Below are 12,507 nucleotides of genomic sequence, written 5' to 3'. Positions count from 1 at the left end.
CCGAATTGAGCATCCCGCTTGCGTAACCTCCATCAGCCCCCCGCCATCATCAAATCCAGATTCTGCACCGCAGCTCCGGCAGCGCCCTTGCCGAGGTTGTCGAATACAGCAGCCAGCAACACCTGGCCGGTCTGCTGGTTTTCACAGACCACCAATTGCAAATCATCAGTCCCGTTCAGCGCCTGAGGATCAAGGCAGGTCAACGCTTTGGATTCCTGCAGCGCCATCACCTGGACATGGGCCGTATCGGCGTAGTGCTGCACAAGGCATTCATGCAACCGCTGCCCGTCCACGCCCGGCGCCAACAGGCGCAGTTGCAAAGGTATAGTCAGCACGATGCCCTGGCGAAAAGCACCATAGGCAGGGATAAACATCGGCCGCTCCAGCAGGCCGCTTTGTTGCTGGATCTCCGCAACATGTTTGTGCGCCAGGCCCAGACCATAAACCTGAAATGCCGGCACCTGCGCGGCGCCCTCCCCTTCAAATTCCTCCACCCCGACCCGCCCTTTGCCGGAATAACCCGACACGGCATTAATGGTCATCGGGTAGTCCGCGGGCAATAAACCGGCTTCCAGGAATGGACGCAGCAGCCCTATCGCGCCGGTGGGATAGCAACCCGGGTTACTGACCCGCCGCGCCGTGGCAATACGCCGGGCCTGTTGCGGGTTCATCTCGGCGAAACCATAGGTCCAGTCCGGGTGGGTACGGTGCGCCGAGCTGGCGTCAATGACCCGAACGCCAGGGTTTTCGATGCTCGCTACAGCGTCTCGTGCCGCGTCATCGGGCAAACACAAAATCGCGATGTCGCAGGCGTTGATGATTTCGGCACGACGCCGGGCATCCTTACGGTACTCGGGGTCGAGCGTGATCAAGCGCAGATCGGAACGCCCGCGCAGCCGTTGATGGATTTGCAACCCGGTGGTGCCTTGGTCGCCGTCGATGAAGATCAGAGGACTTGCCATGGAATGCTCTCGGACTCAGGAAATCAGGAGCGGCAATCTTCAGCGAGGGGCTAAGATAGGAAAAGTTGAATTTCCAAACGATAAACTTCAGATTTTCTGAACAAGGACCGCTCCAATGCGTGAAATCAGCCTGGACCGGCTGCGCACACTTGTCGCTATTGCTGACCTGGGCTCGTTTGCCGAGGCGGCCCGGGTGCTGAACCTGGCCCCGCCCACGGTCAGTCTGCATATCGCCGACCTGGAGTCGCGAGTAGGCGCCAGGCTGTTGTCGCGCACCCGCGGCCGGGTCCAGCCCTCGGCCATTGGCGCAACCCTGGTGGAACGTGCACGCGCTCTGTTGGCGGATGCGCAGCAAGCACTTGAAGACGTGCAACGACAGGTGCAAGGGCTGGCCGGACGCGTGCGCCTGGGCGCTTCCACCGGCGCCATCGCCCAGTTGCTGCCGCAAGCGCTGGAGACCTTGAATCAACGCCATCCAGCTATCGATGTGCAGGTCGCAGTGCTCACCTCGCGGGAAACCTTGCACAGGCTGGCCGAAGGCTCTCTGGAGATCGGCCTGGTGGCGCTGCCACAGACCTCGGTCAAACAATTGCGGATCGAGCCGTGGCGCCGGGACCCGGTCATGGCCTTCCTGCCGGCCCGATGGCAATGCCCCGATGTAGTGACCCCCGCCTGGCTGGCCGCTCAGCCCTTGATTCTGAATGACAACACAACCCGTCTTTCGCGCCTGACCTCGGACTGGTTCGCCAGTGATGGGCACCAGCCCGTTCCACGGATCCAGCTGAACTACAACGATGCAATCAAGAGCTTGGTGGCGGCCGGTTATGGTGCGACGTTATTGCCCCATGAAGCCTGCACCCCGTTGCCTGACAGCCGGATCGCCATGCGCCCGTTAGAGCCCTTGTTGTGGCGCCAGCTCGGGATTGCCCACCGTGACGGCGATGTCGAGCGGTCCACGCAACATGTACTGGATGTGTTGTGGGGCTTGAGCTCGGAGCGGGCCGATGGTGTCACTTGCTAAGCGTCCCCCGGTTTCTCGGGGCGCGCAGGTCCAAGGCTTTTGTTTCACAGACAGAACAGCGATGATCGCCGCCCCGCACCCCTGCACAGGAACCCGTTTCATGGAATTGCCACTGGAAACAGTCGCCCTTTTCGCGCTCAAACTGGCCTATGAGACCGAAGGCTCAAGCCCGATATTGCGCGACGACCTGGTCATGGCGGACTACGAGCGCGAGGTCTTTGCCCTGCTGGTACGCAAGGGCGATATCGCGGCCATTCAGGCCAAGCTCGATGCTTGCCTGGGCCTCGCCATGAACGCCTTGGGCGGCAACGACAAGCCCATGGGCCGCGAGCTCGGGCGCCTGTCGCTGGATGTACAAAGCGCCCGCACGCTGGAGCAACTCAACGCCCCGCTGCTGACACTCAGGGACTACCTCAAAGACATTCTGTGATCACTGCCCCTGAAAGGTTTCAAGGTACGCCAGCAAGTTGTCGATCTTCTGCGGGTCGCTGATGCCCCAGAAAATCATCCGCGTACCGCTGACCACTTTCTTCGGCGCCTCGATGTACGCGGCCAGTTTGTCCCGCGTCCACACCACACCCGAGTTTTTCATCGCGTCGGAGTACTGGTAGTCCGCCGTGGTCCCGGCTTGCCGGTCGATTATCCCGTTGAGCTGCGGTCCGAACCCGCCCCGGGCGTTTTCGCCGACGCTGTGACAGCCGCCACAGGTTTTGCTGAACAGTCTGGCTCCCGCCTCGGCATCGCCAGCCGCGACAGCGGCGGTGCCGGTGAACCCGGTTGCAAGGATCAGGGCCAGGGTCAGTAACGCTGCTGGTTTCATCGGCGGTTCCACATTCAGGTGTCAGGATCGGGCTCGCCGGCAATCTTACAGGCTCAATGCAAAACCTGCTCCGCCAGCAAGATCAGGGCAATGATGATCATCACCGCCCCGGACACCCGGCTGACGTTTTTCGCCGCCCCCGGACGGGTCTGCAACACTGCCCGGGCGCTGAACCCCACCAACAGATACACCACTGCGCAACTCACCCCGTGCAACGCGCCCAGGGCCATGATTTGCGCCGGGACCGGCCACGTCGACAGGGGGTCGGTGAACTGCGGCAACAGGGCCAGAAACAGCAGAAACACCTTGGGGTTCATGCCGCTGACGCACGTGCCCTTCCACACCCAGCGAAACCACGAGTCCGCCACCTGCGCCTGTCCGGCCTGCGGGGTGGAAGGCTGGCGGATCATGCCAATCCCCAACCAGAGCAAATACAGGGCGCCGGCAAGGGTGAGCAGCGACATGATCAGCGGGCTTTTGGCCAGCAGCGCGCCGATACCTGCGGCCACAATCAGGGTCGCCAGCAAATGCCCCGAGAGCAGGCCCGCCACAGCCGGCGCAACCCGGCGTTCGCGCATCCCGGCAGAAATCGCGTAAGCCCAGTCCGCGCCGGGGGTGATGATGAACAGAAAAGACACCGCCCAAAAGGCGGCCACTATGCTGAGAGTCACGGAATGTCTGCCTTCTATGAGCTAACCGGGAGGTTGTGCAGTGCGCCGGGTCAAGCGAATGCTGCCAGTAGAAGATTAGAGAAATGCTGATAGGATTATCTTTCGTTTATCCCAATCAGGCGCGTCGCCATTAGAAGGATCTTCCAGATGGATCGAATTGATCGAAAGATTCTTGCTGAGCTGCATGGGGATGGCCGCCTTTCTCTCACGGAACTGGCGGACCGCGTCGGGCTCAGCCTCTCGCCCTGCCATCGGCGGGTGCGGGCACTGGAAGAGTCGGGGGTGATCCTGGGCTACCGGGCCCTGCTGGCGCCGAAAGAACTGGGCCTGGGCTTTTCTGCGATTGTGTTCGTGACATTGCGCGAAGTGACCCGCCAGGCAGTCGCAGACTTTGAGGCAGCCTTACCGCAGATCCCGCAAATCATCGAAGCGCAAAGGCTGTTCGGCGATCCGGACTACCTGCTGCAAGTCATCGCCAAAGACCTGCAGGCCTTTCAGCAACTGTACGACGAGCGCCTGACCTCGCTGCCCAACGTACAGCGGCTGGTCTCCACCCTGGTGATGAAAAGCGTGATCCATGACCGGGTGCTGCCGCTGTCGTAGTCGCTGCCGCAGGCTGCGATGGATTGCCCAGCAATCGCGCGTTCGTGGCCACAGCGAAGGGCCTGCGGCCCTTATCGCAGCCTGCGGCAGCGACTACAGGTTCAGCTGCCATTACCCGTCCAGCGGCATCAACCCGGCCGCCAGGGCATCCAGCAAAGCACTGACTTTGGGCAATGCCTGGCGGCTTTTTGGCCACACCAGATTGATCGCCAGGCCTTCGCTGGCCAGATGCGGCAACACCTGCACCAATGAACCGTCGGCCAGATGCTGCTTGATCAGCCAGGTCGGCAATTGCGCAATGCCACAGCCCGCCACTACCGTCATCACCTGCCCCTGGCCATCACCGACGATGTACTTGGCAGACATCACCCGGCGCTCAGTCTCACCCGGCCGGTTGCCGGAAAAACGCCAGGGGCTGACCGTGCCGTCTGCCCGGCCATAAGCGACGCACTGGTGATGCTCCAGGTCGCGATCGGTCACAGGGCTGCCGTGGATCTTCAGGTAGGCCGGGGCAGCGCAGAACACATGCCGTTCACGCCCCAGGTAACGATGCCCGAGTGCCGCCGGCCATACATCCGAACCGCCGACCCGCACGACGATATCAACCCCCTCCTCAACCGGGTCGATAAAGCGGTCCGAAAACGAAATGTGCGGCAGTAACAGCGCATGTTCCTGCACAAATTGCAGCACTACCGGCAACGCCAGCAGCCGCCCGAAAGCAGCGGGCAGGTCAATCCGGATTCTGCCCCGCGGCTCGGTATTTTCAGCCTGCATGGCCAGCTCGGCCTCTTCCAGTTCGGCCAGCACCCCGGTGCAGGTCCGATAGAAAGCAGCTCCGGCATCGGTCAACGAGAGACGCCGGGTGGTGCGATTGAACAAACGTACTTCAAGCCTGCTTTCCAGCCGGGCTATACCTTTGCTGATTGCCGACGGGGTCAGGTTCATGCGTTCGGCAGCGGCTTTGAAACTGCCGGCTTCGGTGACACACACAAACACATCGATGCCCTTGAGTCGCTCGGAAGAAAACATGCTCGCCCCGTATTAGTGAATTCAATTCAACACATTCGGTAAAAGGTATCGCATATATGACTAATTTTCCCCAGTAAGCTGATGGCCATGACATACCTCAACCAACAGGCGCTCCCATGACCCAGCAAAAACCTGTCGTTCTAATTACCGGCGCCACCGGCCAGATCGGCGGCGACACCCTGCGCAACCTGCTGAACGATGACAGCATCACCCTGGTGGCGGCCGTGCGCTCCCCGGCCAAGGCCGAGCCATTCGAGGCCCAAGGCATTCGTACGGTGATTCTGGATTTCGACAAGGAAGAAACCCTGGCCCCGGCACTTCAAGGGATTGATCGCGCGTTTCTGGTGACGGGCTACACCGTCCACATGCTGCGCCAGAGCAAGGCCTTTGTGGATCAGGCGAAAAAAGCGGGGGTGCAACACATCGTGCATCTGGGTGCCTGCGGACGGGATGACACCACCATCGGACACTGGGCCTGGCACCAGTTCGTTGAACGCTACATCGAGTGGTCAGGCTTTTCGTTCACCCACCTGCGCCCTGAATGCTTCATGCAAAATCTGCTCAGCTATGACGGCACCCAGGCAGTGAAAGAAGGCGTTATCGAGCAATACACCGGCGATGCGCGTTTCAGCTGGGTCGATGGCGAAGACGTCGCCCGCGTCGCCGCACACACCTTGCTGCACCCGCTCAAACATGCCGGCAAGACCTACCGCCTGGGCTACGACGTGCAGTCCTACGGCGACATTGCCGCCATCATGACCCGACTCCTGGGCCAGCCGTTCCGTTACGACGCGAAGTCACCTGACGTGTTCCTGGAAAACATGCGCGCGGCCGGAGCCGAAATGGCCTACATGACCTGCGTGCACGACAACTTCACGCGCATGGCTGCACGGCAGATTCCCGGAGTTGAAGAGACCTTCGACAATTTCCCCGGCATCACCGGCCGCCAGCCCGTGACCTGGGAAGATTTCGTGCAAAAACACCGCAGCGCTTTTGCCTATTGAGCACCTCGCACCACCCCTGACTTCAGCGCAAAGCTCGCTGGCAAGCCAGCGCCTACAGAAAAGCATCGATATCTGCCCCTCCCCCTGTGGGAGCGGGCTTGCCCGCGATGGCAGCGCCGCTGGCTTCAAGGCAGAGCTCGCTGGCAAGCCAGCGCCTACATAAAAGCATCGATATCTGCGTGCTACTTTTCGCAGCACTTGCACCAGGGCCTGCCCGCTTGCAGGTCATTCGCGAACCGCCGCAGCGCCGGGTTTCAATTCAAAACCGTTCTCTTTTACACATTGGCGACGAACCCTTAACGCTGTGCGTCAATTGTTCAAGAAGTCGATAAAGGGGCGCACATCCTGCAAATGGTCTAGACGTAATGCCTCAATCCAAAAAGAAAAACTCAAGGAAGACGTTGTGATCAAACCTCTCGCACTCGCTGTCAGCGTTGCCAGCGCCCTGCTGTCAACCTCAGGCCAGGCCTATGACTACGGCGAATACGCTGGTGACACCCTCGACAAGCTGATTCATGACTACCCGGGCCGCTATCGGGGCACGGCCAATTTCGCCGGGGCGGCCGACTGGATGCAAAGCCGGATGGGCGACGCCTACAGCATCTCCCGCCAGGATTTTTCCTGGGGCGCCGGTAACAGCCGCAGCTCGCAAAACGTCGTGGCTTATGCCCCAGGCACACTGGCGCAATACGTGGTGGTCGGCGCCCACTTTGATACCTACTTCGGTCGCCCTGCCCTGCAAGGGGTCGACGACAACGGTTCGGGCGCCAGCGTTCTCACCGAAATCGCCCGCAATCTCAACGGCCTGCCGCTGGAGTACGGGCTGCAGGTGATCGGCTTTGGCGCCGAAGAAGAAGGCCTGCAAGGATCCAAGGCCTTTGTGAACAGCCTGAGTACCAGCCAGAAGGACAACATGCTGGCCATGATCAACCTCGACAGCCTGATCACCGGCGACATGATGTATGCCCACTCCGGCAAAAACAGTGCGACCAACCCGGGGCTGGCGGCACTGCGCGAACATGCGTTCAAGCTGGCCAAAGAGCTCAATATCGACCTGCACACCAACCCCGGTCTGGACGCAGCCTACCCTGCCGGCACCGGTTGCTGCAGTGATGGCGAATCCTTTGAAAAACTGAATATACCGGTGCTCTACGTCGAAGCCACCAACTGGGAACTGGGGGACATGGACGGCTACACCCAGACCGACAACCCGGCAATCCCCGGCGGAGCGACCTGGCATGATCCCAAAAAAGACAATGAAACCGTGCTCACCGATGCCTTTGGCCAGGAGCGTATCGAGCAGCGCCTGCGCGACTATTCGCGCCTGCTCAGCCGTCTGGTGCTGGAGCTGACCAATGCCGACCTCATGGCGTCAACGGCGTCTGGCGGGGCCGTCGCCCGGGCGATGCAGGACAGTCTGCAACGTCAGCACCAGGCTCAGGTAAACCTGCTGGACCGGCGCTGGCTGACCTTGCAGTCGGCCACTCGTGAAGCGGGCACCTTTGATGGCGAAATAGGCATTGATGGCGAGTACACCGCAGACAGTGGCCCCTTCCACGAAGGCCGGCGACTGGGCCTGCATGCTCTGGGAGATTATCAATTGACCCCGAGCCTGACCCTGGGCGCCAGCCTCAGTTACCTCAATGGCCGCGACAAGCTGGAACATGGCGGCAAGCTCGACAATGACAGCTGGCAGGCGGCGATCTATGCCTTGCTCAACGACGGCGGCCCGGCATGGCTGGCAGGCGACCTGAGCGCCGGGCACAGCAGCTTCGACAGCAAGCGCAATCTGCTGGTCCAGGCCAACGGCGGCCCGGTGCTGCTGAGTCAGAAGCTGACCGGTGAAACCGATGCCCTCAGCCTCGGTGCGCGGGTTATCGGCGGCTATGACTTGGACGTCGGCCCGATCAAAAGCGGTCCTTTCGCCGGGCTTGATTACAGCCATTACCGGATCGACAAGTTCCACGAAAAACAGGAACTGCGTACTGCCCTCACCTATGAGGAGCAAAGTTTCGACTCCCTGCAGGCCAGCCTCGGCTGGCGTGTACGGGGCAGTTTCGACCTGCCGGCCGGCATGAGCCTGCAGCCGTACGGCGACATTGCCTGGGTCAGGGAAATGGGTGACGGACGTCTGGACGACATCTTGTTGACCAGCCTCGCGGACGGAAAAGCCCGAGGGGCAAAACTGGGCAGCGTCGACAAGAGCTATGGTCGGGCCCAGGTCGGCAGCCAGTTGGCGATCACCCCGCAACTGGGGCTTTACGCCCAGATCAATGGCCGCCTTGGCAATGATGAGGGCAGCCAGACCGGCTACTCCCTCGGCGCTCAATGGTTGTTCTGATTCACCATCGCACTGCCTGCAGGAGCGCGTTGCGCGCCTGCAGGTCAATGCCCTGATCAGCCCAGCTGTTGGCGCATCGCCATTTCCACGCCGCGTATTTCTGCCAGCCCCTTGAGGCGACCGATCAACGAATAGCCCGGGTTGCTCTTGCGGTGCTGGTCATCCAGTAACTGGTGCCCGTGGTCCGGGCGCAACGGCAGCCGTGGACCGCCTTCGCGTTCACGTCGCAGATCCTCTTCAACCAGCGCACCAATCACCCCGACCATATCGACGTCGCCGCCCAGGTGGTGAGCCTCATGGAAACTGCGCGGGTCAGCCTCACGGCGGGTTGAGCGCAGGTGAGTGAAGTAAATGAACGGCGCAAACTGCTTGGCCATCGCCACCAGATCGTTGTCTTCACGCACACCATAAGAGCCGGTGCAGAAGGTCAGGCCGTTGGCCGGGCTTGGCGCGGCATCCAGCAACCATTGCGCGTCTGCCGCCGTGGAAAGAATACGCGGCAAGCCCAGCAGCGCCCGCGGTGGATCATCCGGGTGGATCGCCATGCGCACACCCGCTTCTTCAGCGACCGGAATCACTTGCCGCAAGAAGTGCCCCAGATGCTCACGCAACTTCGTCTCGTCGATATCGGCATAGGTGCGCAGCAAGGCACGGAAATCTTCCAGGCTGTAATGCTCTTCGGCACCCGGCAGACCGGCAATCAGGGTGTTGACCAAGGCCTCGCTGCGGGCCGGGGTCAACGCTTCGAAGTAGGCTTTGGCCTGCTGGATATCCTCTGCGCTGTACTCGGCCTCAGCCCCCGGACGCTGGAGGATGAACAGATCGAAAGCGGCAAACGCGGTTTGATCAAAACGCAGTGCCCAGCCGCCATCTTCCAGCTCCCAGGCCAGATCGGTACGGGTCCAGTCCAGCACCGGCATGAAGTTGTAGCAGACGATATCGATGCCGCAGCTCGCCAGGTTGCGCACGCTCTGCTGATAGTTGGCGATGTACTCGTCACGTCGGCCACAGCCGCGCTTGATGTCTTCATGCACCGGGATGCTTTCTACCACCGACCAGGTCAGACCGGCGGCTTCGATCATCTGCTTGCGGGCCGCGATTGCCTCCACCGGCCACACCTGGCCATTGGGAATCTCGTGCAACGCGGTGACAATACCGGTGGCCCCGGTCTGTCGCACATCAGCCAGTGAAATCGGGTCTTTGGGGCCGAACCAACGCCAAGTCTGTTCCATGTCCATCTCCCTTCTTGTTAGTTATGTGCTGCAAAAGTTTTTAAATGCTTGCCCATGCCGGTTCGCTCCAACGCGCTATAGGCACGCTGCACCGCATCACGAAAGGCCGGGCGAGCCGACAGCGCGGCCGGGAACACCTGCTCCAGGTCGAGAAAAGCGTCTACCCGCAGGGTGCCGTCAAAACGTCCGGCAATATCGGCAAAGGTGGCGCTCAACGGATCGTCGATTACCTGCGCCTCGCGGCCCGGCAACGGTTCGGTGCAATAGCGGATCCAGGCCGCAACACCCAGTGCGGTGCAATCAATGCTGCGCCCCGCATCCAGTAGTTGCCGGGCGCCCTGCAACCAGCGCTGCGGCAGTTTCTGCGAGCCGTCCATGGCGATCTGCCGCAGCCGGTGTTGCAAACTGTCATTGGCAAAGCGCGCGCACAGGTCGCGGGCATAACCGGCGACATCGATGCCCGGCGGCATGTCCAGGGTTGGCGTCGCCTCTTCGGCCATATAGCGGCGGATAAACAGCGCCAGATCTGCATCACTGATGGCCTCGAATACCGACTCATGACCGGCCAGCAAACCGATGTAGGCCAACAGCGAGTGACTGCCGTTAAGCAGGCGCAACTTCATGGTTTCGAACGGACGTACATCAGCCACCATCTGCACGCCCTCTTCTTCCCAGTCCGGGCGTCCGAGGGGAAAGTGGTCCTCAATCACCCACTGGCTGAAGCTTTCACACACCACCGCCGCGCGGTCATGGCAGTCCAGTTGTTGCTCAAGGCGGCTGAACGCCCGGGCATCCATCGCGGGAACAATGCGGTCGACCATGCAACCGGGAAACGCCACCTGCTCTGCGATCCACTGCGCCAGGCCGCTGTCCTGAGGCGCTGCCAGGCCAGTCACGGCCTGGCGGGTGCGCTGGCCGTTGTCCGGCATGTTGTCGCAGCACAGCACGGTGAACGGCGGCACCCCGGCGACATAGCGGCGGCGCAGGGCTTCCAGCACAATCCCCGGCGCGGTCCGTGGCGTCCGGGGGTGAGCAAGGTCGTGGACAATCGCCGGGGCCTGGACTTGCAATTGACCGGTGGCCGGGCTCAGGTAATAGCCTTTTTCAGTCACCGTCAGGGTCACTATCCGGGTGCCCGGAGCGGCCATGTGCTGCAGCAGCAACTCCAGTTCAGCCCCGCCATCGCCCACGTACAGCGCTTCACGCACTACCGTGATATCGCGTAACGTCACCTGTTCACGGTCACGGTACTCGGCCACGCAATAGCGCCCTTGCTGCTCGCGCAACAGTTCGACCAGCGCGCGATTGGAACGCAGGTTGGCACTGCACACCCCCCACTGGCTCTGGCCGTGGCGATTGAGATGACGCTGCAGATAGACCGCCTGATGAGCGCGGTGAAACGCTCCCAGGCCCAAATGCACAATCCCGACCCCGGCCTCGGCAGCCACCGAGGGAACGCGTTGAACGACAGGCATCGTTTCTCTCCTTAGTGGGGCTGAGTCAGGGCCGGGCGAGGCACCACGCTGTCCGTTGGTACTCCATCAGACACGGCCAGAGGTTTTACATAGCGCGCCACACAGACGGCGCCGATGATGGTCAGCAGCCCCGCCAGCAGGAAGGCACTGGTGAACGAGCCGGTGAACTGCACCAGAAAGCCGGTGAGGGTCGGCCCGATAATGCCCGAGGTATTGGCCAGAAAATGCATGAAACCGCTGACACCGCCGACGCGTGCAGCAGGCACCGTGTCCTGGATGATTGCCCAGTAAATCGCACCGGTGAGGTACAGGAAGAACACCGCCAGTGCTACCAGAATGACCGCCGGATACAAGGTTTTGACGATCCCTGCGAAGCCGATGCAAATGGCGCAGGCCAGCAGGCACGTCACCAGCACCACTTTGCGCGAAAACATCATTCGCCCGGTTTTCTTGAACACGTAGTCGGAAATGAAACCGCCCAGCGCCAGGCCCAGGAAGCCGAGTAACCAGGGAATGACCGTGGCGATGCTCATCTCCTTGACGTTTAGGCCGTGGGCCATGGTCAGGTAGCTGGGGAACCAGGTCAGAAAGAAGAACAGCGTGTAGTTGTAGGAAAAGAACGCCAGCGAGGTGAACAGCACCGTCGGTTGCTTGAGGTAATAACGCAAAGGATGAACCGGCAACGCCGCTACTTCACTCTGACCTTCGCCCTCTGCAATCTCTTGTGCGACCTTGCCGGTGGGCTTGTCCTTGACGAATTTGTACCAGACTGCCGCCCACACCAGCCCCATCAACATGATGATGATGAACGACACCTTCCAGCCGTAGCTGATGGCGATAAAGCCCACCACCGGCCCGGAAATAGCACCGCCCAAAGGCGTGCCGGACATCGATGTGCCCAGGGCCCTGGCCCTTTGTTTCGGGGTGTACCAGTTGTTGACCATCTTGCTCGTGGTGACGCTCAACGGCCCTTCACCCATGCCGAACAAGATGCGGATAAACACCAGGGAGGCGAAGCCGATGGTCAGGATGGTCAAACCGCTGAACAACGACCACAGCACCATGGCGATCAGTAGTGTGGTTTTTGCACCATAGCGGTCAGCCGCCCAGCCGCCGATAAAGTTGAACGCCGCGTAGCCGACGAAAAAACTGCTGAAAATCATGCCCATTTCACCCGTGGTCAGACCGTAGTCTTTCTGGATGAACGGGGCCGCCACGGATAATGCAGAGCGATCCAGGTAGTTAATGACGCCTGCCAGGAACAGCATGATGATGATTAATGTACGGCCTTGACCAAACATTGGAACCTCCCGCTTGTTGTTTTATTCGGTGAGGGTGCCCGTGATCGG

At 61.0% G+C, this 12,507-nt stretch carries 12 protein-coding genes; 5 read left to right on the top strand and 7 right to left on the bottom strand.

The genetic code is table 11. From position 1 onward, the window contains the following. Positions 1 to 32 precede the first annotated feature (32 nt). Positions 33 to 962, bottom strand: a complete 930-nt coding sequence (argC, locus tag AOC04_RS01250; protein WP_060690798.1) for an N-acetyl-gamma-glutamyl-phosphate reductase — start codon at positions 960 to 962, stop codon at positions 33 to 35. Between the two features lie 115 nt (positions 963 to 1,077). On the opposite strand from argC, the gene AOC04_RS01245 reads away from it, so the two are divergent. Further along, the gene (locus tag AOC04_RS01245; RefSeq protein WP_060690797.1) at positions 1,078 to 1,983 is read left to right on the top strand and encodes a LysR family transcriptional regulator; all 906 of its coding nucleotides are present in this window, start codon (positions 1,078 to 1,080) and stop codon (positions 1,981 to 1,983) included. Positions 1,984 to 2,083: 100 nt separating this feature from the next. Next, on the top strand, positions 2,084 to 2,413 hold the full coding sequence (locus AOC04_RS01240; RefSeq protein WP_060690796.1) for a hypothetical protein: 330 nt from the start codon (positions 2,084 to 2,086) through the stop codon (positions 2,411 to 2,413). On the opposite strand, the gene AOC04_RS01235 is transcribed toward AOC04_RS01240, so the two are convergent. Both AOC04_RS01235 and AOC04_RS01230 read right to left on the bottom strand, forming a co-directional pair. Next, a complete protein-coding gene (locus AOC04_RS01235) occupies positions 2,414 to 2,803 on the bottom strand; it encodes a c-type cytochrome (protein WP_060690795.1) in 390 nt (129 codons plus the stop codon). A 53-nt stretch (positions 2,804 to 2,856) separates the two neighbouring features. Further along, entirely contained in the window at positions 2,857 to 3,474 is a 618-nt protein-coding gene (locus tag AOC04_RS01230; protein WP_060690794.1) for a LysE family translocator, read from the bottom strand. 147 nt (positions 3,475 to 3,621) lie between these two features. Here AOC04_RS01230 and AOC04_RS01225 point away from each other — a divergent pair, with 147 nt between their 5' ends. Further along, the gene (locus AOC04_RS01225) at positions 3,622 to 4,077 is read left to right on the top strand and encodes an Lrp/AsnC family transcriptional regulator (protein ID WP_060690793.1); all 456 of its coding nucleotides are present in this window, start codon (positions 3,622 to 3,624) and stop codon (positions 4,075 to 4,077) included. Between the two features lie 111 nt (positions 4,078 to 4,188). Here the strand turns inward: AOC04_RS01225 and AOC04_RS01220 are convergent, their stop codons facing one another. Then, positions 4,189 to 5,106: a LysR family transcriptional regulator gene (locus AOC04_RS01220; RefSeq protein WP_060690792.1), complete on the bottom strand. Its 918-nt coding sequence runs from the start codon at positions 5,104 to 5,106 to the stop codon at positions 4,189 to 4,191. A 116-nt stretch (positions 5,107 to 5,222) separates the two neighbouring features. On the opposite strand from AOC04_RS01220, the gene AOC04_RS01215 reads away from it, so the two are divergent. Both AOC04_RS01215 and AOC04_RS01210 read left to right on the top strand, forming a co-directional pair. Then, the gene (locus tag AOC04_RS01215; RefSeq protein WP_060690791.1) at positions 5,223 to 6,110 is read left to right on the top strand and encodes an SDR family oxidoreductase; all 888 of its coding nucleotides are present in this window, start codon (positions 5,223 to 5,225) and stop codon (positions 6,108 to 6,110) included. 403 nt (positions 6,111 to 6,513) lie between these two features. After that, positions 6,514 to 8,451: an autotransporter domain-containing protein gene (locus tag AOC04_RS01210; protein ID WP_060690790.1), complete on the top strand. Its 1,938-nt coding sequence runs from the start codon at positions 6,514 to 6,516 to the stop codon at positions 8,449 to 8,451. A gap of 56 nt (positions 8,452 to 8,507) precedes the next feature. On the opposite strand, the gene uxuA is transcribed toward AOC04_RS01210, so the two are convergent. The 3 genes from uxuA to AOC04_RS01195 are packed head-to-tail and all read right to left on the bottom strand — an operon-like array spanning position 8,508 to position 12,459. Further along, on the bottom strand, positions 8,508 to 9,683 hold the full coding sequence (gene uxuA, locus AOC04_RS01205; protein ID WP_060696838.1) for a mannonate dehydratase: 1,176 nt from the start codon (positions 9,681 to 9,683) through the stop codon (positions 8,508 to 8,510). Between the two features lie 17 nt (positions 9,684 to 9,700). After that, positions 9,701 to 11,158 (bottom strand): mannitol dehydrogenase family protein, encoded by a 1,458-nt coding sequence (locus AOC04_RS01200; RefSeq protein WP_060690789.1) that lies wholly within the window; start codon positions 11,156 to 11,158, stop codon positions 9,701 to 9,703. Between the two features lie 11 nt (positions 11,159 to 11,169). After that, on the bottom strand, positions 11,170 to 12,459 hold the full coding sequence (locus AOC04_RS01195) for an MFS transporter (RefSeq protein ID WP_060690788.1): 1,290 nt from the start codon (positions 12,457 to 12,459) through the stop codon (positions 11,170 to 11,172). Positions 12,460 to 12,507 lie beyond the last annotated feature (48 nt).

The organism is Pseudomonas versuta, assembly GCF_001294575.1.
In the GTDB taxonomy this organism is placed as follows: domain Bacteria; phylum Pseudomonadota; class Gammaproteobacteria; order Pseudomonadales; family Pseudomonadaceae; genus Aquipseudomonas; species Aquipseudomonas versuta.
The sequence above is the reverse complement of the archived record's forward strand: the minus strand, read 5'-3'. Positions and strand labels throughout refer to the sequence as shown.

Excerpts from the sequence above, each read along its gene's own strand:
- AOC04_RS01225 (WP_060690793.1), top strand. The coding sequence starts at position 3,622 with ATGGATCGAATTGATCGAAAGATTCTTGCTGAGCTGCATGGGGATGGC.
- argC (WP_060690798.1), bottom strand. The coding sequence starts at position 962 with ATGGCAAGTCCTCTGATCTTCATCGACGGCGACCAAGGCACCACCGGG.
- AOC04_RS01215 (WP_060690791.1), top strand. The coding sequence starts at position 5,223 with ATGACCCAGCAAAAACCTGTCGTTCTAATTACCGGCGCCACCGGCCAG.
- AOC04_RS01220 (WP_060690792.1), bottom strand. The coding sequence starts at position 5,106 with ATGTTTTCTTCCGAGCGACTCAAGGGCATCGATGTGTTTGTGTGTGTC.
- uxuA (WP_060696838.1), bottom strand. The coding sequence starts at position 9,683 with ATGGAACAGACTTGGCGTTGGTTCGGCCCCAAAGACCCGATTTCACTG.
- AOC04_RS01245 (WP_060690797.1), top strand. The coding sequence starts at position 1,078 with ATGCGTGAAATCAGCCTGGACCGGCTGCGCACACTTGTCGCTATTGCT.
- AOC04_RS01235 (WP_060690795.1), bottom strand. The coding sequence starts at position 2,803 with ATGAAACCAGCAGCGTTACTGACCCTGGCCCTGATCCTTGCAACCGGG.
- AOC04_RS01240 (WP_060690796.1), top strand. The coding sequence starts at position 2,084 with ATGGAATTGCCACTGGAAACAGTCGCCCTTTTCGCGCTCAAACTGGCC.
- AOC04_RS01195 (WP_060690788.1), bottom strand. The coding sequence starts at position 12,459 with ATGTTTGGTCAAGGCCGTACATTAATCATCATCATGCTGTTCCTGGCA.
- AOC04_RS01200 (WP_060690789.1), bottom strand. The coding sequence starts at position 11,158 with ATGCCTGTCGTTCAACGCGTTCCCTCGGTGGCTGCCGAGGCCGGGGTC.